26 protein-coding genes are annotated in these 26,332 nt (G+C 37.7%); 9 read left to right on the top strand and 17 right to left on the bottom strand.

The genetic code is table 11. The annotated features are described in order from the left end of the window. Positions 1 to 3: 3 nt before the first annotated feature. The 8 genes from MKL32_RS12470 to ppsA all read right to left on the bottom strand — a co-directional run bounded on the left by MKL32_RS12470 (position 4) and on the right by ppsA (position 10,602). Entirely contained in the window at positions 4 to 2,118 is a 2,115-nt protein-coding gene (locus tag MKL32_RS12470; protein ID WP_005402362.1) for a hypothetical protein, read from the bottom strand. A gap of 86 nt (positions 2,119 to 2,204) precedes the next feature. Then, on the bottom strand, positions 2,205 to 3,083 hold the full coding sequence (gene cyoE, locus MKL32_RS12465; protein WP_004962903.1) for a heme o synthase: 879 nt from the start codon (positions 3,081 to 3,083) through the stop codon (positions 2,205 to 2,207). Between the two features lie 10 nt (positions 3,084 to 3,093). After that, a complete protein-coding gene (locus MKL32_RS12460) occupies positions 3,094 to 3,423 on the bottom strand; it encodes a cytochrome o ubiquinol oxidase subunit IV (RefSeq protein ID WP_004912170.1) in 330 nt (109 codons plus the stop codon). Continuing rightward, positions 3,423 to 4,043 carry a cytochrome o ubiquinol oxidase subunit III gene (gene cyoC / locus MKL32_RS12455; RefSeq protein WP_004962899.1) on the bottom strand — a complete coding sequence of 207 codons (621 nt, stop codon included), beginning with the start codon at positions 4,041 to 4,043 and terminating at the stop codon, positions 3,423 to 3,425. The genes MKL32_RS12460 and cyoC overlap by 1 nt, the downstream gene beginning before the upstream one ends. 4 nt (positions 4,044 to 4,047) lie before the next feature. Continuing rightward, entirely contained in the window at positions 4,048 to 6,030 is a 1,983-nt protein-coding gene (cyoB, locus tag MKL32_RS12450) for a cytochrome o ubiquinol oxidase subunit I (RefSeq protein ID WP_004962896.1), read from the bottom strand. Between the two features lie 3 nt (positions 6,031 to 6,033). After that, positions 6,034 to 7,089, bottom strand: coding sequence for a ubiquinol oxidase subunit II (gene cyoA, locus MKL32_RS12445; RefSeq protein ID WP_005402364.1), 1,056 nt, complete (start codon positions 7,087 to 7,089; stop codon positions 6,034 to 6,036). 298 nt (positions 7,090 to 7,387) lie between these two features. After that, positions 7,388 to 8,155: an RDD family protein gene (locus tag MKL32_RS12440; RefSeq protein WP_004912158.1), complete on the bottom strand. Its 768-nt coding sequence runs from the start codon at positions 8,153 to 8,155 to the stop codon at positions 7,388 to 7,390. A 68-nt stretch (positions 8,156 to 8,223) separates the two neighbouring features. Beyond that, on the bottom strand, positions 8,224 to 10,602 hold the full coding sequence (gene ppsA, locus MKL32_RS12435; RefSeq protein ID WP_005402366.1) for a phosphoenolpyruvate synthase: 2,379 nt from the start codon (positions 10,600 to 10,602) through the stop codon (positions 8,224 to 8,226). A 158-nt stretch (positions 10,603 to 10,760) separates the two neighbouring features. Here ppsA and ppsR point away from each other — a divergent pair, with 158 nt between their 5' ends. Together ppsR and MKL32_RS12425 are read left to right on the top strand one after the other, a co-directional pair. Beyond that, on the top strand, positions 10,761 to 11,597 hold the full coding sequence (ppsR, locus tag MKL32_RS12430) for a posphoenolpyruvate synthetase regulatory kinase/phosphorylase PpsR (protein ID WP_004912152.1): 837 nt from the start codon (positions 10,761 to 10,763) through the stop codon (positions 11,595 to 11,597). Between the two features lie 70 nt (positions 11,598 to 11,667). Next, positions 11,668 to 12,384 (top strand): hypothetical protein, encoded by a 717-nt coding sequence (locus MKL32_RS12425; protein WP_270900615.1) that lies wholly within the window; start codon positions 11,668 to 11,670, stop codon positions 12,382 to 12,384. 40 nt (positions 12,385 to 12,424) lie between these two features. On the opposite strand, the gene MKL32_RS12420 is transcribed toward MKL32_RS12425, so the two are convergent. Further along, positions 12,425 to 13,426 (bottom strand): LLM class flavin-dependent oxidoreductase, encoded by a 1,002-nt coding sequence (locus MKL32_RS12420; protein WP_126131988.1) that lies wholly within the window; start codon positions 13,424 to 13,426, stop codon positions 12,425 to 12,427. Between the two features lie 127 nt (positions 13,427 to 13,553). After that, the gene (locus tag MKL32_RS12415) at positions 13,554 to 14,054 is read right to left on the bottom strand and encodes a hypothetical protein (RefSeq protein WP_004955072.1); all 501 of its coding nucleotides are present in this window, start codon (positions 14,052 to 14,054) and stop codon (positions 13,554 to 13,556) included. Positions 14,055 to 14,300: 246 nt separating this feature from the next. Here MKL32_RS12415 and MKL32_RS12410 point away from each other — a divergent pair, with 246 nt between their 5' ends. Beyond that, positions 14,301 to 15,014 carry a pseudouridine synthase gene (locus MKL32_RS12410; protein ID WP_270900614.1) on the top strand — a complete coding sequence of 238 codons (714 nt, stop codon included), beginning with the start codon at positions 14,301 to 14,303 and terminating at the stop codon, positions 15,012 to 15,014. Here the strand turns inward: MKL32_RS12410 and MKL32_RS12405 are convergent, their stop codons facing one another. The 4 genes from MKL32_RS12405 to MKL32_RS12390 form a co-directional block, all read right to left on the bottom strand. Continuing rightward, a complete protein-coding gene (locus MKL32_RS12405) occupies positions 15,015 to 15,458 on the bottom strand; it encodes a GNAT family N-acetyltransferase (protein WP_004912141.1) in 444 nt (147 codons plus the stop codon). A gap of 95 nt (positions 15,459 to 15,553) precedes the next feature. Next, positions 15,554 to 15,862, bottom strand: coding sequence for a type II toxin-antitoxin system RelB/DinJ family antitoxin (locus MKL32_RS12400; RefSeq protein ID WP_004955067.1), 309 nt, complete (start codon positions 15,860 to 15,862; stop codon positions 15,554 to 15,556). Between the two features lie 110 nt (positions 15,863 to 15,972). Continuing rightward, positions 15,973 to 16,887 carry a pseudouridine synthase gene (locus MKL32_RS12395; RefSeq protein ID WP_270900613.1) on the bottom strand — a complete coding sequence of 305 codons (915 nt, stop codon included), beginning with the start codon at positions 16,885 to 16,887 and terminating at the stop codon, positions 15,973 to 15,975. A gap of 20 nt (positions 16,888 to 16,907) precedes the next feature. Continuing rightward, complete coding sequence (locus MKL32_RS12390) at positions 16,908 to 17,195, bottom strand: hypothetical protein (RefSeq protein WP_004912137.1); 288 nt, start codon at positions 17,193 to 17,195, stop codon at positions 16,908 to 16,910. 121 nt (positions 17,196 to 17,316) lie between these two features. Between MKL32_RS12390 and tsaE the strand changes: the two genes are divergently transcribed. The 5 genes from tsaE to MKL32_RS12365 all read left to right on the top strand — a co-directional run bounded on the left by tsaE (position 17,317) and on the right by MKL32_RS12365 (position 22,251). Further along, on the top strand, positions 17,317 to 17,793 hold the full coding sequence (gene tsaE / locus MKL32_RS12385) for a tRNA (adenosine(37)-N6)-threonylcarbamoyltransferase complex ATPase subunit type 1 TsaE (RefSeq protein ID WP_004912134.1): 477 nt from the start codon (positions 17,317 to 17,319) through the stop codon (positions 17,791 to 17,793). Next, entirely contained in the window at positions 17,783 to 19,756 is a 1,974-nt protein-coding gene (mutL, locus tag MKL32_RS12380; RefSeq protein ID WP_099948863.1) for a DNA mismatch repair endonuclease MutL, read from the top strand. Before tsaE ends, mutL begins: the two co-directional genes overlap by 11 nt. Positions 19,757 to 19,762: 6 nt before the next feature. Then, positions 19,763 to 20,707 (top strand): tRNA (adenosine(37)-N6)-dimethylallyltransferase MiaA, encoded by a 945-nt coding sequence (gene miaA, locus MKL32_RS12375; protein WP_270900612.1) that lies wholly within the window; start codon positions 19,763 to 19,765, stop codon positions 20,705 to 20,707. Between the two features lie 91 nt (positions 20,708 to 20,798). Further along, positions 20,799 to 21,311 (top strand): RNA chaperone Hfq, encoded by a 513-nt coding sequence (gene hfq / locus MKL32_RS12370; protein WP_087544291.1) that lies wholly within the window; start codon positions 20,799 to 20,801, stop codon positions 21,309 to 21,311. 79 nt (positions 21,312 to 21,390) lie between these two features. Continuing rightward, positions 21,391 to 22,251, top strand: a complete 861-nt coding sequence (locus MKL32_RS12365) for a DMT family transporter (RefSeq protein ID WP_270900611.1) — start codon at positions 21,391 to 21,393, stop codon at positions 22,249 to 22,251. A gap of 27 nt (positions 22,252 to 22,278) precedes the next feature. On the opposite strand, the gene nfsB is transcribed toward MKL32_RS12365, so the two are convergent. From nfsB to MKL32_RS12350, 3 genes are all read right to left on the bottom strand, one after another. Continuing rightward, a complete protein-coding gene (gene nfsB, locus MKL32_RS12360) occupies positions 22,279 to 22,932 on the bottom strand; it encodes an oxygen-insensitive NAD(P)H nitroreductase (protein ID WP_125318188.1) in 654 nt (217 codons plus the stop codon). 142 nt (positions 22,933 to 23,074) lie between these two features. Further along, complete coding sequence (locus MKL32_RS12355) at positions 23,075 to 23,791, bottom strand: UDP-2,3-diacylglucosamine diphosphatase (RefSeq protein WP_004955030.1); 717 nt, start codon at positions 23,789 to 23,791, stop codon at positions 23,075 to 23,077. Positions 23,792 to 23,812: 21 nt separating this feature from the next. Next, the gene (locus tag MKL32_RS12350) at positions 23,813 to 24,322 is read right to left on the bottom strand and encodes a peptidylprolyl isomerase (RefSeq protein WP_004912121.1); all 510 of its coding nucleotides are present in this window, start codon (positions 24,320 to 24,322) and stop codon (positions 23,813 to 23,815) included. 169 nt (positions 24,323 to 24,491) lie between these two features. On the opposite strand from MKL32_RS12350, the gene MKL32_RS12345 reads away from it, so the two are divergent. Further along, positions 24,492 to 26,216 (top strand): glutamine--tRNA ligase/YqeY domain fusion protein, encoded by a 1,725-nt coding sequence (locus MKL32_RS12345; RefSeq protein WP_270900610.1) that lies wholly within the window; start codon positions 24,492 to 24,494, stop codon positions 26,214 to 26,216. The last annotated feature ends 116 nt before the right edge of the window (positions 26,217 to 26,332 follow it).

Here is a 26,332-nt window from a genome sequence, read left to right as displayed (position 1 = left end):
AACCTACCAATAATATTTCAGTGATTTAGCCCATGTACTTGTTGGATAATCTCTTTTGATTTGATCGTACCATTGCTTACGCGTGTTTTTAGCCACTTCGGTACCCCCGCAATCATTTATTCCACTCGGTGCATAACATTGAATTGCCCTATACAGTGCATAAGCATGTAAATCATCTTTTCGAGAAGATTTGATAATGTCTTTATAAATTTCACCGCGTGCGAAAATTTTTCCACTTATAGTTGGTTTTTGTTGCTCGTCATAGCTGAGTTGTTGCAGGCTATAACCTTGTTCACTTCGCATAAACTCTCCCAAACAAATGTTGAGTAGGGGATCATTTGGCAATTTACTGAGTTGTTGGGTCAATGTTAAGAGATTATCGCATTTGAGTTGAGCCGTGATGTTTGATCCATTCCAAATAAAATTAGCAAACACAGGTTTGTTTTTTAGGTGTTCTTTTTCACTCGAATATCCTTTGTATTCATTCGCATTTTTAGGCAAATATGAATATTTTCGTTGAAATAAATCGAATCTCTGGTGAACTAAACTTTTGCTTAATAAGGTATGAATAGCAGCTTGTTTTTGATCGACAGTGCTTTGATTAGATTGAATAATCTTGTCTAAACTATCTATATTAGCTTGTTGAGTTATAAATTGTTTTTGTAGATTTGGTTGGCTTATTTTCGCTTGTTTTCCTATAAAAGCTGAATAATCTTGTTTGATATTCAAATGTTTGGATAATGCGGTTTCAAATAAGCCTTTCTGATAAAGTGTACGTGCTTGAGCAAGCTGATTAGTCCAGTATTCTTCAGCAGTTTGGTTATGACCGAGTTTTTCCAATATTTGACCTTTTAAAAAAGTTTGGCTCAGTTGTAAATAATTGGTATTTTTAGTATTTGGCTTTGGTAGATAATTTAAAGCATCTTGGGGTTTATTCTGGATAAAAAATAAATGAATTGCTCTTAAATAGTTAAATAACTCAGGTTGAGTTTTAAAGAAATCTTTTTGTGCATTAAGTTGAGACCACGTAATAGGTTGGTAATGTTCAGTTTTGTAGCCACGCATATTCATTAAATTATATATCGTCAAGAAAAAAGGGTCCTTGAGATTTTTGAGTTCAAATGAATTGCTACTAAAAATACGTCTATCAATTTCAGCAGGAAGTTGTCCCATATCTAAATTGTAAAATTTAGATTTAGGATTTTGAATTTGCCATACGATCTCATTGACTAAAAGATCTTGGCGTTTAGATAACCAAAAACCACGACGTAAAAATCCACGCGCACTTGCTACATAACGACCATTAGGGTAAGCATTTAGATAGTTCGTGATATGACCTAAGAACTGTTTTAGTAAGTTTTGATTAATATTATCAAGGTATACATCACCGTATTGATCAACACCTGTTGCATAAGCTGAATTGAGAGTCGTCCGAATCAACATATATTGAGCTGTTTCTTTCAACCATGCATCTTCAACCGAAGTTAATACCGTAAAAATTTTCGTAGAAGATGAATAGTTAGCATTATAAAACAAAATACTCGCATTTAAATAAGATGCATATTGACGCGTGGTTGTTGACCAATTTGGATCGATAGAGATCAATGCAATTTTATTGTCACATTGATTCATCTTCTTGCGTTCGTTGATCAGAACAAGCTTTTCATTTGCTGGAATTAGTTTATGGGTTTTAACTTGATTAATAAAAGCATAGTTGCCTGAATTAAAACTATAACAACGTTCATCAAATATGATTTCGTCTTTTACTGTTAATTCATTTCTCTGATTCTGAATTTTATTCTTCGTTGCCAATGATACATTTGCAGCATCAAATGGCACAGAACCAAAAGTCGCATCCCATAAGTTTTGATCTATAGGCATTGGTTCGATTTCAGCTAGACCCAAATCGCTTAGTAATAAGGCAGTATTAGTTTGACTATCGTTTGAAGGATATAGAACAGGTAAATTACTGCAACCATTTAGATCGCGATCATCTAAGTGTAGATTTGGTTCACAGATATTTTCAGCTCCAGCATAAATACTTTGAGCTTGAATAGAAATTGCTGTGATAAAAGTATAAAAAATGGGTTTTAAAATCGATATATTTTGAAGTTTCATTTAGGCAATAAAGTATGAATGTTTTTATTGCACGAAATGATAACAATTGAAGCAGAGAATAAAAAGATAGAGGTTCCTCTATCTTTTTAGAAAATAGGGAAGGTGGGTGCAGGACTATTAAAAGTAAAACTGAAACTTAAACTAATTACAGTAATCAAAATCACTGAAAATAAGAAAAAGCGTTTTGCCCAAAGTTGGTCATTTTCAGCTTTAAAACCTAAAATACCAATGTAGAACCAGTAAGCACAAAGTAAATTACAGATCACCAAGAATACAATATTGGTATATCCATAAACATATAAACCATTCATCGCAATAGTAAATAAAATCACATAAATTAAGGATTCTATTTTCGTGCGTAGAATAGAGCGTGCTACAGGTAAAATTGGTACTCCTGCGTTTTTATAATCATCAAAACGATAGATAGCAATCGCCCAAGAATGTGGCATTTGCCATAAAGCATATGCAACAAAAATTAATAGGGCAGCCATATCAAATTGTTGAGTTACAGCCGTATAACCAATAACAGGAGGACTCGCTCCAGAAATACTACCAATTACAGTTTGATGGATTGTAGTACGTTTAGTCCACAAACTATAAAAACCGACATAGACAACAAAACCAATGACAGCAAACAAGAATGCATATGCATTTACAAAGAACCATAAAATGCCAAATCCAATAGCTCCTAAGACCAATGCATAGAGCATTGCAATTGTTGGAGAGATTGTCTTTTTAACAAGAGCACGATTCATCGTACGCTGCATTTTTTGATCGATATCTTGGTCAATCACATTATTCACGACACAACCAGAAGCAACTACAAAAGTTGTCCCTAGTAAGGTCAATAATAATAAGAGGATATCTATAGCGCCTTGGGCGGCTAAAAAGAAGCCGCCCAAGGTGGTAATAAAATTACCGAAGAGAATTCCTGGTTTAGTCAGGAATAAATACTTTTTCCACATGACAATCAGTTTAGATCATCATGTTGTAGTGTAGGTAATTCATAATCCATACTGAACCAACAAGAAGAACAGCGATACATAGGATTGTGTAGATGAATGCAATCAAGTTCCAGCGTTGTTCTGATGATGTATTCATGTGTAGGAAATACACAAGCTGTACAAGCACCTGAGCAACCGCTGTAATTGCGATTACAGTCATTAAAATACCACGACTAAAACCACCCGCCATCACCATTCCAAAAGGAATGATGGTGAGGACAACAGACAGGATGAAACCAACCGTGTACTGTTTGAAGTTACCGTGTGATGCACCTGCAGCATTATGGTCATGACCACTCATTAGAGAACTCCCATTAAGTAAACGACGCTGAATACACAGATCCAAACGATGTCAAGGAAGTGCCAGAACAAGCTTAAGCAAGCAAGACGACGTGTATTCGGTAGTGTCAAACCATTCTTTTTAATTTGATACATAAGTACCAGCATCCAAACTAAACCAGAAGTTACGTGGATACCGTGTGTACCAACTAAAGTAAAGAATGCTGATAAGAACGCACTATGAGTTGGACCATGGCCAGCATGTACCAGGTGCTGGAATTCATAAATTTCCATCCCAATGAACGTTGCACCAAATAAGAAAGTAACAAACAACCAAGCAATCACTTGATTAACGTTCTTTTTATAAGATGCAAGAACAGCGAATCCAAATGTTACCGAAGAGATCAAAAGGGCAAAGGTCTCAGTTAAAACAAAACCTAAAGAATCACCAAAAAGATCTTTCGCACTTGGAGTACCAGGCGGAATATGACTGCTTAATACAGCGAACGCAATGAAGAGTGATCCGAAAAGAATCAAGTCACTCATCAAATATGTCCAGAAACCAAAGACCGTTAAGTCTGTGTCATCGTGTTCGTGATGACCGTCATGACCGTGGTTGTCGTGATGAAGTACTTCAGCCATTTCCTTAGTCCTTCTTCAAGTGTTTTTCAAGTAACGCATAGCGTTCATTTTCAATACGTTCAACTTCTGCAGCAGGTACATAGTAATCAACATTCTTAGTGAATGAGCTTACGATCAAGCTAACAACTGAAGCAACGAAAGAAACAACTACAAGCCACCAAATATGCCAGATCAATGCAAAACCAAGAACAGTAATGAACATTGCAATGATGAAACCAGCTGCACGATTAGTCGGCATATGGATATCTTCATATTTAGTATCGCGTGCGTAAGCTACACCATTTTCTTTATCTGTCCAGAAGCGGTCGATACCGTCAGCTGCTGGTAGATGTGCAAAGTTATAGAATGGAGCAGGAGATGAGGTAGCCCATTCAAATGTACGACCATCCCATGGATCGCCTGTGTAGTCCATATTTTGATGACGTTGTAAGAAACCAACGATAATCTGCATAAGGAAACAAGCAATACCGATAGCAATCAATACCGCACCGAACAATGCAATTGCTAAGTATGGATCCCATTCAGGGTTGTCATATGTATTCAAACGACGTGTCATACCCATGAAGCCAAGGATATAAAGAGGCATGAATGCAAAGTAGAAACCAATAAACCAGAACCAGAACGCAGCTTTACCCCAAGCTTCATTGAGTTTCCAACCAAACATTTTCGGCCAGTAGAAGATGATGCCGGCAAACATACCAAACACCACACCACCGATAATTACGTTATGGAAGTGAGCAATCAAGAAGAGTGAGTTGTGTACAAGGAAGTCCGCAGGCGGAACAGCCATAAGTACACCAGTCAAACCACCGATACCAAAAGTCACAAGGAAGCCAAGTGTCCAAAGCATCGGGGTAGTATAAGTAATGCGTCCCTTATACATTGTGAATAACCAAGAGAAGATTTTCACACCTGTAGGAATCGCAATAACCATCGTCATAATACCGAAGAATGCGTTAACGTTTGCACCCGCACCCATGGTAAAGAAGTGGTGAAGCCATACAACGAACGCAAGTACAGTAATTGCGATAGTTGCATATACCATTGATTTGTAACCGAACAACGTCTTACGAGAGAAAGTTGCAACGATTTCTGAGTATAGACCAAATGCTGGTAATACTAAAATGTAAACTTCTGGGTGACCCCAAGTCCAAATCAAGTTCACATAAAGCATTGGGCTACCACCAAGCTCATTTGTGAAGAAGTGGAAACCGAAGTAACGGTCTAATGTCAACATTGCAAGCGTACCTGTTAATACAGGGAAAGATGCAATGATTAACACAGCTGTGCAGAGTGATGTCCAAGTAAAAATTGGCATGTCCATTAATTTCATGCCAGGTGCACGCATTTTAATAATGGTAACGAAGAAGTTAACACCAGATAAAAGCGTACCTAAACCTGAAACTTGCAGTGCCCAAATGTAGTAGTCAACACCTACACCAGGAGAATATTCGATGCCAGATAGAGGTGGATAAGCCATCCAACCTGTCGCAGCGAATTCACCTAACGCTAGTGAAGCCATCATCAACCCAGCAGCACCAGCAAATAACCAGAAACTTAGTGAGTTCAATAATGGGAATGCAACGTCACGAGCACCAATTTGTAGCGGTACTGAGATGTTCATCATACCTACAACGAGACCCATTGCCACGAAGAAGATCATGATTACACCATGTGCGGTAAAAATCTGATCGTAGTGTTCTGGGTGTAGGTAACCTTCACCACCGCCTTTAGCGAGGAAAAGTTGTAAACGCATCATGATTGCATCAGCGAAACCACGCAATAGCATGATTACAGATACAATGATATACATAATACCGATTTTTTTATGGTCTACTGATGTGAACCATTCGTTCCACAGATAGCCCCATTTTTTGAAATAAGTAATACCAGCAACAAGCGCGATACCACCTAAAACCATCATTGCAACTGTGACCAACACGATCGGATCGTGCGGAATTGCATCAAGTCCTAACTTTCCAAACATGTCTTATTCCTCTGCAGAAGCTGTGGCATGTTCATCATTGGTATGAGTTTCTTCAGTTGCATGCTCAGCAGGAGCTGAGTGGTCTGCACCATGATAGTTGCTCATATAATGATTGATAACAGATTCGAATAATTTAGGCTCAACTGAAGAATAATAAGTCACAGGATGTGGCTCTGTAGGGTAAGGCTTCATTTCTTCAGCCTCTTGCTTTTCTTCTGGAGTCTTTGCTTTTGCTACAAGTGCTTCGATCTGATATTTAGAACGATTGCCATCTTTAAGAGTCGCTAATTCAGCTTGGTCAAGTGTACCTTTTTGAATTGCTTCAGCATTGATACTTGTACCATTACCCGCTTTAACAGCTTCTACCCACTGTGCAAACTCTGGTTCAGTTACACTATGTGCCTTGAAGCGCATTTGTGAGAAACCATAACCTGAATAGTTAGCTGAGAAACCACGGAATACACCTGGTTCGTCTGCTAAAAGGTGAAGATGAGTCTGCATACCCGCCATAGCATAGATCTGACCACCTAACTGTGGGATGAAGAACGAGTTCATCGTAAAGTTAGAAGTAATCTTAAAGCTTACAGGCGTTTTTTCTGGGAAGCGTACTTCGTTTACCGTTGCAATGTTTTGCTCAGGATAGATAAAAATCCATTTGAATTGTTCAGCGATGGCTTGAACAGTTAAAGGCGCTTTATCTGACTCTAACGGACGGTAAGGGTCGTACTTGTGGGAACCCCACCAAGTTAACCAAGCTAAAATACCAATAATAATGACAGGAACACCCCAAACAACGATCTCAATTGTCGTAGAGTGTGCCCAAGTAGGTTTATAGTCTGCATCTTTATTCGATGCGCGATATTGCCAACCAAACCATAATGCCATGATAATTGATGGAATTACCACCAAAAGCATTAGATAGATCGCAGTCATCATGAGGTCACTTTGACCTTGACCAACTGGACCTTTATTGTTTAGTAGTACCATATCACCGCCACACCCAGTCAAGAGTGCAGCCATCGTTGATAAAGACAATACAGCTAAAATCGTTTGTCTCATTTTACAACCTCGGTGAAGAGTCCCATTCCCTAATTAAATTATGGGATAGCGATTAAAGTGTCGCATGATTGATAAGAATTTTTTGTGAAATGCTTGTCAATTATCCGACACCGCTACGTTGTAGGGCATTATGCCTCATATTGAAAAACTAAGCTACTGATAAAGTACGCTGAAATGCTTGTTTTCAAACCCGATTTATCTTGTAGGGATTCGGGTTCAGTTGTTATTTTTCTCTATAGATATCAATTTAATATATAAAAAAAGAGGAGTAAATCCTCTTTTTTATATCTTCACTTATTTATTGCTTTACGACTTTCGTTTTGGCTAATTTATCATGCAAAGTTTGACGTTTTTTGTTCAACATGAAGAATCCATAATCAATAATTGTGATAAAAGGCATAAATAGTAGATTCAGAATGATGAAAAGTATGCTTCTCACCCAGAAAGCACGAATTGTACTTACATTTGTGGTTGTCTCAGCATCTACGATTTTGATTTTGGCAATTTTCTTTCCAAGACTTTGACCTGATTTAGCAATCATGAATGCTTGTAACATCAACATGATAATAAGATATGCAAAAATACTGATCCATGCTTCATTTGGAATTAATTGAATAAGTTGTTGTTGCAGTTCAACAGCTTTACTAGATGCTACGTCTGTAGCCTGTAATTGTTTTTGAATTTCAAACAATTGAGTGTATTGGCTTTGATCAAAAAAGAAAGAGGGAATTGCTGCCATCGGTAGCCATAGCATTAGATCAAATATTTTTGCCAACGCACGCGACGCAAATGACGCCAGTTCAAAATTATCAGACTTCGTTTCAACTTTAATTTTGAAGCTTGAATTTTCAGCTTCATTTTTAATTGGTGTATTAAAAGTTGAATAACCTACAGGTTCGTATACAAGTTTGCCTTGAGTTAATTCTCCAAGAGTTTTCCATTCAGTCATACCTTCATGCCATGCTAAGTCAGTAAGTAAAACTTGTTGACTTGCGAGCATTTGGTTTACTTGTTCTAAACTGTAAGGTCCAGCTTGTTGATTGTTACGAGCCAAGTAAATTTGCATAATTTTAAAATCTCAAGAACTAAAGATGAAAAAAGACCCTACGAAAGAGGGTCTTTTTCTAATAAAGATTAAGCCTTTTTGATCTGCTCTTCTGCAAGGAAGAACCAAGTATCAAGTACTGAGTCTGGGTTCAATGACACCGATTCAATACCTTGTTCCATTAACCATTTAGCAAGATCAGGATGGTCAGATGGGCCTTGACCACAAATACCAACGTATTTGCCTGCTTTGCGACAAGCATGAATTGCCATTGAAAGAAGCGCTTTAACTGCTGCATCACGTTCATCAAACAAGTGAGAAACAATACCCGAATCACGATCTAAACCTAGTGTTAACTGCGTTAAATCGTTTGAACCTATAGAGAAACCATCGAAATGTTCAAGGAATTGTTCAGCCAATAAAGCATTGGTTGGTAATTCACACATCATGATGATTTTTAAACCATTCTCACCACGTTTTAAGCCGTTTTGAGCAAGTAATTCGATAACACGTTTTGCTTCAGAAACTGTACGAACAAATGGAATCATGATTTGTACGTTAGTTAAGCCCATTTCGTCACGCACTTTTTTCAATGCGCGGCATTCAAGCTCGAAACAATCGCGGAAGTTATCTGATACATAACGACTTGCACCACGGAAGCCCAACATCGGGTTTTCTTCCTCTGGTTCGTATAATTTACCACCAATTAAGTTTGCGTATTCATTTGATTTGAAATCAGACATACGAACAATGACTGGTTTTTCCGCAAATGCAGCAGCAAGAGTCGAAATACCCTCAACTAATTTTTCAACATAGAACTCAATCGGAGAGGTGTAGCCAGCAGTTCGTGTCATCACTGCTGCACGTGTTTCGCGTGGCAAACTTTCAATATTTAATAAAGCTTTAGGGTGGACGCCAATCATTCGGTTAATAATGAACTCAAGACGTGCAAGACCGATACCTTCATTTGGAATTTGTGCAAAGTCAAATGCACGGTCTGGATTACCAACGTTCATCATAATTTTGAACGGTAGTTTTGGCATGGAATGAATAGAGTTACGTTGAACTTCAAAGTCTAACGCACCTTCATAAATAAAGCCTGTATCACCTTCAGCACAAGAAACAGTGACTTCTTGACCATCAGTTAATACTTCCGTTGCATTACCACAGCCAACAATTGCAGGTACACCAAGTTCACGAGCAATAATGGCTGCGTGACATGTACGACCACCACGGTTAGTTACAATCGCAGCAGCACGTTTCATTACTGGTTCCCAGTCTGGGTCAGTCATGTCAGATACAAGTACATCACCGTCTTGTACTTTATCCATTTCTTTAATCGAAGTTACGACGCGAACTTTACCTGAACCGATGCGTTGACCAATAGAACGTCCTTCACAGATAACTGTACCGCGTTGCTTTAACAGGTAACGTTCCATTGTGCCGACATTTTGGCGACTTTTTACGGTTTCTGGACGTGCTTGAACGATGTAGATTTGACCATCATCACCATCTTTTGCCCACTCGATATCCATCGGTGAACCGTAGTGTTGTTCAATGATTAATGCTTGTTTTGCAAGTTCATGAAGCTCATGATCATTTAATGCGAATTGTTGGCGTTCAGGTTTTTCTACATCAACCACAACAACAGATTTACCCGCAGAACCTTCTTCACCATAAATCATTTTTTGGTGTTTAGAACCAAGATTACGACGTAATACTGCATGCTTGCCATTGTTTAAAAGTGGCTTAGATAAGTAGAACTCGTCAGGGTTAACTGCACCCTGTACAACCATTTCACCCAAACCATAAGAGGCTGTAATGAATACAACATCACGGAAACCAGATTCTGTATCAAGTGTAAACATAACACCTGCAGCACCAGTTTCAGAACGAACCATACGTTGAACACCAGCTGAAAGCGCAACAACACTGTGTTCAAAGCCTTGGTGTACACGATATGCAATCGCACGATCGTTATATAAAGATGCAAAAACTTCTTTAATCGCGATCAGGATATTATCGATACCACGAATATTTAAGAAAGTTTCTTGTTGACCTGCAAATGATGCGTCAGGTAAATCTTCTGCAGTTGCAGAAGAGCGTACAGCTACAGCGATGTTTGGATTACCGTTTGAAAGTACTGCAAATGCCTCGCGGATTTCTTTTTCTAATGCGGCGGTCAGTGGAGTATCAACAATCCATTTACGGATTTTTGCACCAGTCTCAGCAAGTGCGATTACATCATCTACATTAAGTTGTGCAAGTTCAGCCTGAATACGAGCGTTTAAACCGCTTTGATCCAAGAACTCACGATAGGCAGCAGCAGTTGTTGCGAAGCCACCAGGTACCGATACACCAGCATTGGATAAATGGCTGATCATTTCACCCAAAGATGAGTTTTTCCCACCTACGAGTTCGACATCGTGTTTCCCTAATTTTTCCAGACCGATTACGCGCGCTTCCAAAGTATTTACTCCACTTTTTTTGCAGTATTAATGACCATCATTGGTATGAAATTATACGAAAGTGCCTAGATTAACCGTTTTACTAAGCGACAGTCATGTTAGATGAGTTTACTATAAAGATTATAGAGCACTAAGACAAATGTTTAAGGAGAATTTTGATGCCCGTAAGTAAAGAAATTAAACGGAGCGTATATTTTATTTCAGATGGTACAGCGATTACGGCTGAAACCCTTGGGCATTCACTACTTGCTCAATTTCCGAACGTTGATTTTGACATTCATATTATGCCTTATATCACCACTGAAGAAGCCGCGATGAACGTTGTTGCTGAGATCAATGCTTGTCAAAATAGAGACGGTTCTTTGCCCCTTGTTTTTGACACTTTAGTTGATCCACATGTTCGTGAAATCATCAACACAGCAAAAGCTGTAAATTTGGATGTTTTTGAAGGCTTAATCAGTAAATTATCTGATGAGCTTGGGACACCACCAACGACTTTAGTTGGTCAAACACATGCAGTAACGGATTCTGAATATTATAAGGCTCGTATTGATGCGGTTCACTTTGCGCTAGACAATGATGATGGTGCAAGAACTCGACATTACGATAAAGCAGATATTATTTTGATCGGAGTATCTCGTTCAGGGAAAACACCGACTTCAATTTACCTTTCTCTGCAATTTGGTATTCGTGTTGCGAATTATCCTCTCACAGAAGAAGATTTGGATGACAATCGTTTGCCTAAAATTCTCAAAGAACATAAGAATAAATTGTTTGGCTTAATGATCGATGCTGAGCGTTTGGTTGCGATTCGCAATGAACGTAAAGCGAATAGTCGTTATTCGAGTTTTAGTCAATGCCAAATGGAGTTGCGTGCGATTGAAGGTATTTATATTTCTGAAGGGATTAAATACTTAAATGTGACTGAAATGTCGATTGAGGAAATTTCAACGCGTGTTTTACAGATGACGGGTTTAAAACGTCGTATTGGATAAAATGAATGTTTATTGAGTATAGATAAAAAATCTATACTCAAATTTCTAATAAGAAAAACGGATAGATAAAATGAAAAACATCTTCATTTTTATTGCATTAATATTTAGCTCAATTATTCATGCCGAGACTTTAGCCCAGTTTGAAAGTAGGGTAGTTAAAAATTATAAAGACAAATCTTTTTATGATGTGAATCAGTCAATGGAGACTGAGATAGTGGCTAAAATTCAAAACGATAAAACAAGCTTTAGTTACTCTTTTCCTGCATTTCAAGATCACTATAATTTGAGAACACATTATTCTCCTGACAAAAAAATAAAATTTTATACCTTCGATATCGGTGGAGGAGGAACAATGGGGGAGTTTTCTTCTTATTCACAAACACTTATTTACGGAAAGAATGTAGTTACTCCCATTGAGACTGGTTTCATTTTGGATGTTAAACAAAGTTTGTTGAACAAACAGCCAATTTATTTGATTGAGAGTTATTATAAAGGAAGCAGTTGTGTTGGAACATATGTTATTCAAGGCTTTAAATTGTTAGCATCAGGGGAGTTGGAGCTTACAAAGATTTTTCAAACCAAGAAATCGTTGTTGGATCAAATTACAGTTGATTATGATTGTAATCATCATATGGGCAGCAGTGACACGCCTGAATATATTCGTATCAGTAAAGACTTGAGTACCATAGATATTCTTTTATTAAACCAAAATTTCAAACCACTAAATAAGTATTTAAGATATGTCAAAAAAGATGCAGCTTATCAATATTTGGGTACAGTGAAGTAAGTATTTTTCTAAGTCATACTTACTTCATAATCTAAAGTACTTAACTGTGTTTAATTTCCATCAGTAGGCTAAAGTTGTCTAAACGTTTTTGGGTATCGTATATATCACACGTGAAAATAAACTCATCAACATCATATTGTTGGATAATTTTACTTAGGCCCGCTTGAACAGTATCTTTCGAACCAATTTGAGCCATCGCATAAAAGTTTTGTATAGCTAGTTGTTCAGCGCTACTTGCAAGGCCTTCAGTCGATTTAACAGGAGGTTTAAGTTTTAAACTATCACCACGAATCAAGTTTAAAATACGTTGATAAGAACTAGTTGCTAAATATTGGGCCTCCTCATCCGTAGATGCAATAACAGTTGGAATACCCATTGATACATACGGTTGATCAAGATATTCAGAAGCTTGGAAATTGTCGCGATAAAGTTGAATAGCTTGTCCTAGCATGCGTGGAGCAAAATGTGATGCGAAAGAATAAGGAAGCCCAAGTTTCGCCGCCAATTGAGCACTAAATAGACTCGAACCCAATAACCAAACGGGCACATGAGTATTTTGTCCAGGTGTGGCAATAATTTTTTGATTGGGTTGAGGCGCTTTGAAATATTGTAGTATTTCTAATACATCCTGAGGAAATTGGTCCTCAGTCTCTTGGCGACCACGTCGAAGTGCTCGCATAGTTAAAGGGTCTGTGCCAGGCGCACGACCTAAGCCTAAATCAAATCGATTGGGGTAAAGTGTTGCTAGGGTACCAAACTGTTCAGCCACAACGAGTGGTGCATGATTAGGCAGCATAATGCCACCAGAGCCTAAACGAATATGTTGCGTGTGTGCGGCGATAAAACCTAAAAGAACAGCGGTAGCGGAACTTGCGATACCATCCATATTATGGTGCTCAGCTAGCCAAAAACGTTCATAATTTAGTTGCTCTACATGTTGTGCGAGTTCAAGTGCATGGTGAAGTGAAAACTCAATACTTTTATCTTCGCGAACAGGTGCCAGCTCCAAAACTGAAAACTTTATCTCTTGTAATGATTTCATCGATATAACCTAAAACAATATATCGGAATAATACGATATATTGTTTTTTATGTATATCGAAATTTTTCGATATATTATCTCAATAATAAAAAAAGCACCCGAAGGTGCTCATATTAAATATTTAAAATCAACGATTTTTGTACCAACCACGGTGTAAACCATTGTCGTGACGGTATTTGTAACGAGAATTGTAATAACGTCTATCATCGTATGAGCGACGATTTTCATAGCGGTCATCATATCTACGATTGTCTAGATCACGATCTTGACCTACTTTTTGACCTAAAACAGCACCACCTGCAGCACCTAGAGCAGCACCTACATAACCGCCATTGGTTCCTGCAACATTACGTCCTACAGTATAACCACCTACACCACCTAATCCTCCACCAATAGCAGCTTCAGTTCGATCGCGTTTATTACTTGACGCGGCTGCACCACCTGCACCACCAATCGCTGAACCAATCATAGCTCCAGTATTGCCACCGAGTTGTTGACCGATTGCAGTTCCAACAACACTACCCAGTGCTGAAGTCGCGGCAACACGAGTTGAATTATCCGCATGAGCAACAGACAGCATAGATGAGGTTGCAATAATAGTACTGTATAACCAAATTTTAGATTTCATACTGAAACTCCTTGTCCATTTTTTGGGACAATATTTTTGCTTGAAACAAATGTAACAAGAATTTTGAGCCAAAATATGGAGTGCAAGCCTCAGAGTTTGATTCTTTTAGAAGGGTTTTGTATTGCTTGTATTACAAATGGAGAAATTGTGAAGATTGCCTATATTGGATATACATACAGTTCAACATACAGCAGTATGGGTAAGGAATAGAGTACAATAAACGGAGTTTTTGATCGGATTTAAAAGATGTTGTTGGAAAAAATTTTGCAATCGCAAGGGTTTGGTTCTCGAAAATACTGTCAACAAATTATCAAAAATGGTTCAGTGACGATTGAAAACCAAATTTGTGATAATCCGAAGCAAAATTTCCCAACAGAACATTTAAGTTTTGAAGTTTTTGGCCAAGAGTATTTATTTCGCGAGAATGTTTATATCGTGTTAAATAAACCTAAAGGTTATGAGTGTTCTCACCAAGCAACGCATCATAAAAGCGTATTCAGTTTATTTCCCGAAATTCTTCTACATCGTGGTATTCAATGTGTTGGGCGGTTAGATCAGGATACAACAGGATTATTACTATTAACTGATGATGGTCAATATTTACAAGCTTTGACCAACCCGCGTAAACATGTTCCAAAAGTTTATCATGTCACAACAGCAGACCCTATTACACAAGAGCAAAAACAAGCTTTGGAACAGGGTGTTGAGCTGAGAAATGAAAAAGGAATTTACGCTGCAACGGATGTTCATTTATTCTCTGAACATCAGCTTTCTATGGCGATTCATCAAGGCATCTATCATCAAGTTAAGCGAATGTTAGCTGCAGTAGGGAATAAGGTGGAAGATTTACATCGTCATCAAGTTGGTTTATTGGAATTGCCAAAAATTCCAGAGGGTGAGTGGCTGTATTTATCTGCTACACAAAAACAACTTAGTCATAATATTGCACTGGAAAAGTAATTATTTGAGGAAGCAATGAAAGGTATTGAACTCATCATCCCGCATAAAACCCATTTGCTCATAAAGTCGATGAGATTCAATATTGTTTTTTTGGGTTTCTAAACTAATGCGTAAAGCATTTTCGTGTCTTGCAAATAAAATAGCGGTGTCGATGAGTTGTTTTGCCGAACCTTGTTTACGGTAGGATGGGGTTACATAGACATCATCCAAAATATAGTAGGTTTCACAAGCAACTGATGAGAACGCAAGATAAAGTAAGACAAATCCTGTAAAGACATTATCTTTTACGTGAATAAAGATAACACTTTCTTTATTGTCAAATCGGTGCTTCAAAAATTGGTAGGATTGCTTAATGTTTGCAGAGGCACCATAAAATTGACGATATTCATCAAATAAAACAGCAAGTTGTTCTAGGTCTTCACGTGTTGCTCTCTTGACAATCATTCCTAAATCCTTGAGTTATAATTTTATTTGGATTGTCAGAATATCTAAAAAGATTCAGCTTAAAAATTAAAAACTTGTTTAAAAATGCAACATTGTTAACTTTTGTCACTTTCACCAAGCAAAGCATTTAGTTCTTCAAACAAATCTTCATGGTCATCTTCTAAGTCTGTTGATGTTGAATGATCAGCGGTCGTAGCATTTTTTGATTTTCTTAATTTCAGTAACTGTTCCATGTTGATGTTTTGGTTTTCAATCGCAAACGGGATGGATTTTGTTAAAACTACTTGTTTGAAGAAAAGTCGAACTGCTTGAGCAGGGGAGATACCTAACTGCTTAAAGACAGCAAAAGCTTGTTTCTTTTCCTGTGAATCAAGACGAACCTGATAAACTTCTGTTTTTCTCATGAAAAATATGACCAAATATTTTTTAATTATCGCTAGGTATTTTAAACGATCAAAAGCTAATTTCAATCGTTTTGAGTTGAAATAATGCTTTTTTTGTCATTACGTCATACTTACAATGTCAATTCATGATTGGATCTAAACATTCTTTGTAAATTACTGATCGGATCAATAAAACTAATTTCTTTTGCTAACAGTTGAAGTGGATGATTAAAGTCATCGTCTGCTTTATGTAGTACGGTTGGATAAAAAGGATCATTTAGAATAGGAATATTTAGATGATTGAGATGCACCCGAAGTTGGTGTTGTTTTCCAGTTTTGGGTGAAAGTTGATATTTAGCATGTTGGAAATTGTGTTCAAGTAATTCTATAAATGTTTCAGTATTTGCTGTTTTGTCATAGTTCACTCGCATGGTATAGAAAGGATGACCTTTTTCCATGTGTACTTCCAAAGACATTGGAAATTTGATTTCTGGTCGATATGCAGCGATAGCATGATAAGTTTTTTGTACTTTTCGTTCGGCAAAAAGTTGCTGATAGATTCCGCGTGATTCTGCTTTCTTACAGAAAAGCACTACGCCTGCAGTTTCACGATCAAGTCGATGTATTGGTGTTAGTTCAGCATATCCCGTTTGTTTTTTTAGTCTTACCAATAATGTTTCTTGAACGTATTGACCTGTTGGAGACATCGTCAGGAAATGTGGTTTATCCACGACAAGCAAATGTTCATCTTCAAATAGAATTTGATGCTCAAATGGCACATGTATTTCATGTGCCAGAAAACGATAATAGAAAATAAAAGTATTGGGCGTATATCTATCCTGGATACTTAATTTCATACCGTCTGAGGCATAAATTAATCCATCCTCAAAGCGTTGTTGCCACTCTATTGCTTGTATATGAGGGAATTGAACACATAAGTATTCAAAAATAGTCAATTCAGAGACATCATTGGGTAGAAAGACTTTACTGGCACTAACACCATTTATTAACGGAGGAGTAAATAGTGATTTTGCTGCTTTCATCATAAGATATTAAAGTAGGTAATTTAAACTGAAGGATGTGGGTAGATATTGTGTTTATTTTTAATGCTGTCATAGCATTCAATACACACTACTGCCATTTGGTTGAAATTACGAAATACATCAGACATTTCTTGTTCTTGTGTAAAAACATATTCACATGCTAAACACCAACCTTGAGGATTGGTTCGATCTGAAACGTTTTCAATAAATCCTAATGGATGTTCATGATTTTGAACTAAATGCCCACATATGACAGCAGCATAGTTTTGACCGTGGCATGCACAGTCAATTAATAAAGCTTCAGAAGACATATTGATCCTTTAATTTTTGAGATCACAATTGCATTAAAATGTAGCAGCTTTTCTTTACGGATTAGGCTTTAAAGCAGGGCAATGTTATCATAGCTGCCATCCCAATTTTGTTTTATTTGCCATGTCGTATTCAGTGAAATTTACCCTAAATCATGAACAAGACACTCAACGTTTTGCACAAGTCTTATCTCAGCAGATTCGTTCAGGCATTATTTATTTGATTGGTGATCTAGGTGCTGGTAAAACGACTTTCACACGCTATTTTCTTCAGAGTTTGGGGCATCAAGGTTCTGTAAAAAGTCCGACATATACATTGGTTGAGCCTTATACCATCAATGGTCAAGAAGTTTTCCATTTTGATTTATACCGATTAGATGATCCATATGAATTAGAGTTAATGGGTATTAGAGATTATCTTGAAACACCAAATGGGTTATTTTTATTTGAATGGCCATCAAAAGGTGGTGATGAAATTCCACAGGCTGATGTTGTTATTGATATACAAAAATCAGATGATGAGTTAACTCGTTTTGTGACATTAGATGTAAATTCACAGCAGCTAGCCGATACTTTGCAGGAACAATTGCATGGTGCATGATTCAATACGTCGTATTCATACTCTTGATGCCGCACTAGCGAACCAAATTGCGGCAGGTGAGGTAATTGAGCGTCCTTCATCTGTAGTAAAAGAATTATTAGAAAACTCAATTGATGCTGGTGCGACTGAGTTGATTATTCGCGTAGCTCAAGGTGGCTCAACACTGATAGAAATCATAGATAATGGTCATGGTATTCATTCAGATGATTTACCTTTGGCTGTAATGCGCCATGCTACGAGTAAAATTAAAACTTCTGAAGATCTTCATGCAATTGTCAGTTTAGGTTTTCGTGGGGAAGCGCTTGCATCGATTGCTGCGGTGTCACGTTTAACATTAACCAGTAGTCAAGATGATCAAGGAATTGGCTATCAGGTTGAAGTGAATGGTACTGCGTTTGATCATCAACAAGTTCAAGCTGTCGCTGCACAGAAAGGAACACATATTCGTGTGCAAGATTTATTTTTTAATGTACCTGCGCGGCGTAAGTTTTTAAAGAAACCAAGTACGGAATTTGGTCATATTGAAGAAATAGTTCGCCGTTTGGCTTTGACTCATTTTGATATTCGTTTTGTTTTAGAACACAACGACAATATTCGCCTGAATTTACCCGTCGCAGATAGTGGAGAGTTACGCTATCAACGTGTTCAACAACTATTAGGTCAACAATTCATTCAAAATGCGTATTGGATAGATGCTGAAAGTATCAATATGCGTTTGTCAGGTTGGTTAGGTCATCCATCTGATGCACGTGCTCAAGCAGACTTGCAATATGTGTATGTAAATGGTCGTATTGTAAAAGATAAAACAATTTCACATGCTTTAAGAATGGCTTATGACGGGATTTTGCATGGTCATCAGCATTCTTCGTACTTACTTTTTTTAGAAGTTGATCCAGAAAATATTGATGTAAATGTACATCCAACGAAGCACGAAATACGGTTTTTGAATCAGCGTGAAGTTCACGAGTTTGTGCGACACTATGCAAAAGAAACCTTGTCACAATTTCAAACTGCAAGTGCTGATTTAGCCCAAGCGATGAAAGTGGAAGAATCCACAACAAATTTTAATTATCAATCGCAACCTAAGTACCAAGAACAATTTAATTTACATCGTAATCATGTTGAAACTGAATCCTCAATAAATGATCAAAATCAGATTTCAACTGATTTACTAACAGAGTTTAATCAAAGTCGTCCACAGGCTGTGCAATATAATTCAGTACCGCAAGAACCTCGTTACAATGGTTCAGTTCAACTCAATAATGCACTAAAAACTTATCTCGCTCCTTTACGAGATGAGAAAACATCATTTGAGCATGAAGATACTTCATCTGTGAAAAATGGTGACCTAGAGGGATTTAAAACTCGAGTAGACGAATTTCCACTCGGTATCGCAATTGCACAGCTTCATGGAATCTATATATTAGCTCAGAATACTGAGGGCTTAATTATTGTTGATATGCATGCCGCGCATGAACGTATTTTGCTGCAACAAATGAAATCAGCATGGGATAAACCCGAATTTTGGACATCACAGCAACTCTTAATTCCAAAAGTTGTTTCTATAACCCGTATGCAAGCCGTGCGAATTGAAGAATTACAATCTCAATTACAGCGTTTGGGTTTAGAAATTAATCAATATGGTGATGAGCAAGTGATTGTGCGTGGCGTACCTGCCATTTTACAAAAAGCTGACTTTGATCGTCTGATTCCAGAGCTGTTAAATGATCTTGATCCAAATGATGAAGCAAGAGGCTTATTGCAAAAACGTGATGAACTTTTAGCAGGAATGGCATGTCATGGTGCTGTTCGTGCACATCGTCAATTGAGTTTATCTGAGATGAATGCTTTATTACGTCAAATGGAACAAACTGAATTTGCCAGTCAATGCAACCATGGTCGTCCAACGTGGCGTGCATTTCCACTTCACCAACTAGATAAATTATTTGCTCGAGGAGAGTAGTTCTACATGTCAAATCAATTGCCCGTCATCAATTTAATGGGGCCTACCGCAAGTGGTAAAACAGCATTGGCATGTGAACTTTATGAGCGTGGAAATTTTGAACTTATTTCAGTCGATTCAGCTTTAGTTTATAAAGACATGGATATTGGTACTGCAAAACCAACTAAAGAAGAGCAGGAACAATATCCTCATCATTTGATTGATATTATTACACCATTAGAGGTTTATTCTGCAGCGCAATTCGTCGAGGATGTATGTCCACTGATTGATGATATGCACAAGAGAGGCAAGACCCCGATTTTAGTGGGTGGCACGATGCTTTATTTCAAAGCATTGCTGGAAGGGCTTGCAGATAACTTACCTAATGCAGATGCTAAAACGCGGGAAGAAATCGTAGCAAAAGCGGAACAAGAAGGCTGGCAAGCAGTTTATGATGAATTAGTAGCGGTTGATCCCATTGCGGGGCAGAAATTTAAAGTCTCGGATAAACAACGCATTATTCGTGCGCTCGAGGTGTATAGATTAACTGGCGAGCCGATAACAAAACTACAAGCAGAACAACCTAAAAATCAACCATACCGTTACACTTTTCATAACTACGCTTTGATGCCTGATCGGTTAGAATTACATAAACGCATTGAGCAAAGATTGTGCAAAATGTGGGATATTGGTTTTTTGAATGAAGTGGAGGAGCTAATTGTTAAATACGATTTAAATGACAATTTACCATCCATGCGGTCTGTTGGTTATCGTCAAGCTTTAGATTTTTTATTAAAAAGTGACTTAAGTCTCAAAAATAAAGTAGAAATGGAGAGCAAAGCGCTATTTGCGACACGGCAACTTGCCAAACGTCAATACACTTGGTTACGTTCTTTGCAAGAAATACACGATTTTAAAACTTACGTGACGATAAAGCAGGCGAAAGAAGACTTGCGAAACTTCTTTGGATAAAGCAAAATTCGCAGGCTGTCTTTTTATAATTTTTAGTTGAAAAATAAAGATAGTTTTTTTGCGCTGATTTAAAATTTTTTTGGAGTTAAAAATGTCTAAAGGTCAAACTTTACAAGATCCGTTCTTAAATTCTCTCCGTAAAGAACGTATTCCAGTTTCTATTTTCCTTGTGAACGGTATTAAATTGCAGGGGCATATTGAGTCTTTTGACCAATATGTTGTTTTGTTAAAGAACACTGTAAGCCAAATGGTTTACAAACACGCTATTTCTACAGTTGTTCCTGCGCGTAACCCTCGTCCAGCTGGTGCTCAAGGTACTGGTGGCTTCCCAGCTCAAGGTGCTACAGGTGGCTTCGGTGGTCAAGGTGCTGCTGGTGGCTTCGGTGGTCAAGGTGGCGGCTTCGGCGGTCAAGGTGGCTTCGGTGGTCAAGGTGGCGGCTTCGGCGGTCAAGGTGGCTTCGGCGGTCAAGGTGGCTTCGGTGGTCAAGGCGGCTTCGGTGGTCAAGGCGGCTTTGGTAGCCAAGGTGGCTTCGGTGGTCATCAAGGTGGCTTCGACAGCGAAACTAAATTCGAAGATGGTCAAGAAGACGAAAATAATCGTTAATTGATAATGATCGTTAAGAAAATGCCAGTCTAATTTCAGACTGGCATTTTTTTGTGTTTAAAAAGTCAGAATAAATATTATGGAAATGATTATTGCTGCTGCGTGTTGCAGTGTACTGGTATCGATTTTATTAAAGTTTTTAAAAACAAAAGGGTTTGATGTCTTTCAAATGATCGCATGGAATTATTTGAGTGCAAGCATCTTGTGTTTTTATTGGTTTAAAACTGACATCACGCATATCTCAATTCAGAATACTCCTTGGTGGCTTATTTTTCTTTTAGCTATTTTACTCCCTAGCATTTTCTTATGCTTAGCTAAATCATTGCAATTTGCTGGAATTCTTAAAACTGAAATAGCCCAAAGATTATCAGTTGTACTTTCTTTACTTGCGGCCTACTTTATATTTTCAGAACAATTTAGCCAGTTAAAATTAATTGGTGTCGGTGTTGGGATAATCGCAGTCTTCGCTATTATTTTTGGACAGGCGACTGAGAAATCGCTTAAAGGCACCAGTGTAAGATCAGCGCTTTTCCTGTTAAGTGTTTGGGCTGGATACGCTGCAATTGATGTATTGCTTAAATATAGCAGTACTTTAGGGCTGCAGTTTGCAGTGACATTAAATTTAACATTTATAGCTGCATTTATTTTATCAATAGGCTATCTCGCATTTGCGCAACCAAATTGGCAACCTAAAAATATATTTATGGGTCTACTTCTTGGTGGGATAAATTTCGCGAATATTGCCTTGTATGTAAAAGCACATATGATTTTTAAAGAGTCACCTGCAATCGTATTTGCTGGAATGAATATTCTTGTCGTCATGTTAGGTGTAATTAGTGGCGTAGTGTTCTTTAAAGAAAAACTAACTACTTACACATGGATTGGTTTATTTGCTGGAATACTTGCGGTGCTGTGTTTAGCTAAATCAATGATGAATTAAGGGAGCTTTAACTCCCTTAAATTAAAATTATAAGCGAGTGAATACGACTTGATCTGGCAGTCGAGATTTAGGCAATTTTGCATTAAAGTCATTTTCACTACGATAACCTAGAGAAACAACAACGGATGCCTTTAAACCTTTTTCAGCTAATCCAAATTCTTGATTGATAGTATCTCGATCAAAGCCTTCCATTGGGGTTGCATCAATTTCTTCTAATCCTGCAGCGAATAGTAGTTGCCCAAGAGCAAGATAAGTTTGATTCTCCATCCAAGCAGATAGATTTTTGAGTTCATTACGATAAAACTCAACATAGCCTTTACGAGTATCTCGTTGACCTTGTTTTGCGGTTTCATCTTTGAAGCGACCATTTAGTTCATCTTGTTGTAGTAATTGTTCTAAGTATTCAGCGCTGATATCAGTACGAGTACAAAATACAAGAGTATGCGAAGAATTTAAAACTTTTGCTGAATTATAAATATAGTTACCAGTCAGGGCTTTCGCAATTCTTTGTTTCGCCTCATCGGTTTCAGCAATTAAAAAGTGCCAAGGCTGAATATTTACTGAAGAAGGGCTGAAACGCAGAACTTCGAGTAGTTTTTCAAATTGTTGTTGTGGAATTTTTTTCTCTGCATTATATGCCTTTGTTGCATAGCGTGTTTTGGCAGTAACTAGAACATCCATCCGTCTTTAACTCAATTAGAAATTTTAATGATTTTACTTGATATTAATTACATCGAAAGTAGCTAAATGTGATTTTTTATAGAGATTTAAGTTTTACGAACAGTGAATAAGTTAGTCAAAAATATTCTACGTATTTACTCGATTAATATGACCATTTTTTGAAATCGAGCTTAAAGTTTTCTTGCTCATTTATCTCAAGTATCCAAGCAGTATCTTCACGCCAATCACCAAGGACAATACGCTTTTTATTGATAACTTCGTGAATTTCAGGGCGATGGGTATGACCGTGGATTAAGAAATCTACTTGATGAATTGCATTTTCAACTGCATGCAGATTCACATCCATAATGTCATAACTTTTTAGTTGTTTAGTTTCACTACTTTTTTTACGAAAACCATTGGCAAGTTTTTGTCTAAAATTTAAAGGTGTACGCTTTAGAATGCCCAATAAGATTGGATTACGTATCACTTTGCGAAAACGTTGATAAGCAACATCATCGGTACATAAAGCATCACCATGTTCGAGGCGAAACCTTTTATGATTAATTTCTAGAATATAAACATCAGGTAAAAGCGTAGCATTAAATAATGCTAAAAACTTCTTACCCAAAACAAAATCTCGATTTCCAACTTGGAAATAAACATGATTATTCGCAGCTGTGAATTCTTGTAAGGCTGTAATAATTTCATCTAGCCATGGGGCACTATAATCATCACCAATCCAAGCATTAAACCAATCACCTAAAATATAGAGTTGGGTGTTATTATTTTTATATTCTTTTAATAAAGCCAAAAACCCTCGAACGAGTCGAGGGTGATCAGGTGACAAGTGTAAATCTGAAATAAACAGATAAGTCACAAAGAATCCTGTTGGATAAAATTATTCAGAGATAATTTTAGCAGATTCGATAACTACATTCTCTAAAGGAACATCAGCATGGTAACCACGGTTACCAGTACGCACACCTTTAATTGTAGCTACAACATCCATACCTTCTACAACTTTACCAAATACTGCGTAACCCCAACCTTGTGCTGTTTTACCAGTGTGGTTTAAGAAAGAGTTATTTTTTACGTTGATAAAGAATTGAGCTGACGCAGAATGAGGAGCTTGCGTACGTGCCATAGCAATTGTGCCTTCATCGTTGCTTAAGCCGTTGTCAGCTTCATTTTCGATAGAATCACGAGTAGCTTTTTCTTTGAAGTTTTCGTCCATGCCACCGCCTTGGATCATGAAACCATCAATCACACGGTGGAAAATTACGCCGTCATAGAAACCGTCACGTACATATTCTAAGAAATTTGCAACCGTTTTTGGTGCTTTTTCAGCGTTAAGCTCAAGAACAATACGACCTTTGTTGGTGTTTAATTCGACTTGAGGAAAACTCATTACATTAATCTCCTAAACATGGGCAAATTGACCATGGGTTTTTGGTTGAGAGAAGCATAAGCAAACTGTAAACTACAAGGCAAGTAAAAAACGTTAAAATCTTTGATAAAAACCAAAGTTTGCGTTTTAATTTTCTATTTTTCAACAAGCAAGAAGTGATTTACACCTTATGAAGCCAAATGATGTTGTTTCAGAACTGCCAAAGACCCCGACGAATACTCATGCCTCTGTCGATGCTGCGCAGCAAGAACAACAGGCAGGCTTAGATTTCATTCGCCAAGTAATCACTGATGATTTAAAAGAAGGTCGTACTCAGAAAGTTGTGACACGTTTTCCACCTGAACCAAATGGTTATTTACACATTGGTCACGTGAAAGCGATTTGTCTAAATTTCGGTATTGCCGAGGAATTTGACGGCTTATGTAATCTGCGTTTTGACGATACAAATCCTGATGCCGAAGATCAAGAGTATGTAGATGGGATTGCCAATGATGTGAAATGGCTCGGTTTCGACTGGAATGGTGAACCTCGTTATGCTTCTGGCTATTTTGATCAACTTTATACATGGGCGGTTCAGCTCATTAAACAGGGTGATGCTTATGTCGATCTGCAAACGCCTGAAGAAATTAGACTTAATCGCGGTAACTTTGTAGAGCCAGGTAAGAACTCACCTTATCGTGATGCGACCGTAGAAGAAAACTTAGCGCGTTTTGAACAAATGCGTAACGGTGAAATTCAGGAAGGTGGTGCTGTTTTACGTGCCAAAATTGATATGGCTAGCCCAAATGTTCACATGCGTGATCCGATCCTTTACCGTGTATTACATTCAGAACATCATCAAACAGGGGATAAATGGAAAATTTATCCAATGTATGATTACGCTCATCCATTATCTGATGCTATCGAAGGGATTACGCATTCTTTATGTACATTAGAGTTCCAAGATCATCGCCCATTCTATGACTGGATTGTTGAAAAAGTTCACTCTGATGCAGTTCCTCGTCAGTATGAGTCTTCACGTCTAAATGTGGATTATACGATCACCTCTAAACGTAAACTACGTAAATTGGTTGAGGGTGATTATGTGAATGGGTGGGATGACCCACGTATGCCTACCGTTGTTGGTATGCGTCGTCGTGGTTTTACTCCAGAAGGTTTACGTGATTTCTGTAAGCGTGTAGGTGTGTCTAAAACGGATGGTATTGTTGATGTAGCAATGCTTGAATTCTGTATTCGTCAGTCATTAGAAAATACCGCAGCACGTGGAATGGCTGTACTAAATCCACTTAAAGTGACTCTGACGAATTTAGCTGAAGAGTTAGATCTAACGCATGCCCGTCATCCAAACGTAGATATGGGTCAGCGAATTATCCCTTTAACTCGTGAAATCTATATTGATCGTAAGGATTTTGAAGAAGTCCCACCTAAAGGTTTTAAACGTTTAATTCCTGATGGCGAAGTACGCTTACGTCATGCTTATGTGATCAAATGTGATGAAGTGATTAAGGATGCGAACGGTGAAGTTATTGAACTTAAATGTTCAATTGATCCTGAAACTTTAGGTAAAAACCCTGAGGGGCGTAAAGTTAAGGGGGTTATTCATTGGGTATCAGCAACTAAAGGCGTACCTGCAGAAGTTCGAATCTATGATCGTTTGTTTACTGAAGCGGCACCTGATGCAGATGATGACTTCTTAGCACATCTTAATCCTGAATCATTAAAAGTTGTGCAAGCTGTTATTGAACCTGCTTTAGCTCAAGCAAAGCCTGAAGATCGTTTCCAATTTGAACGAGAAGGGTATTTTGTTGCGGATCAGCATGATCATAATGCTGATAAACCTGTATTCAACCGCATTCTTGATTTGAAAGATAGTTTTAAAGTCGATAAGAAATAAGACAGCAAAAAGGGGGAATATCCCACTGCTGTCCCACAAATATCACAAGAAGAACCTCAATTGAGGTTCTTCTTGTTTTCGCCATTTTTTATCAGGCACAAAGAGTGACCTTAAAA

It is taken from the genome of Acinetobacter sp. AOR34_HL (assembly GCF_027854795.1).
Lineage (GTDB): Bacteria > Pseudomonadota > Gammaproteobacteria > Pseudomonadales > Moraxellaceae > Acinetobacter > Acinetobacter junii.
Note: the sequence above shows the minus strand (reverse complement) of the source record. Positions and strands in the feature narration are given on the sequence as shown.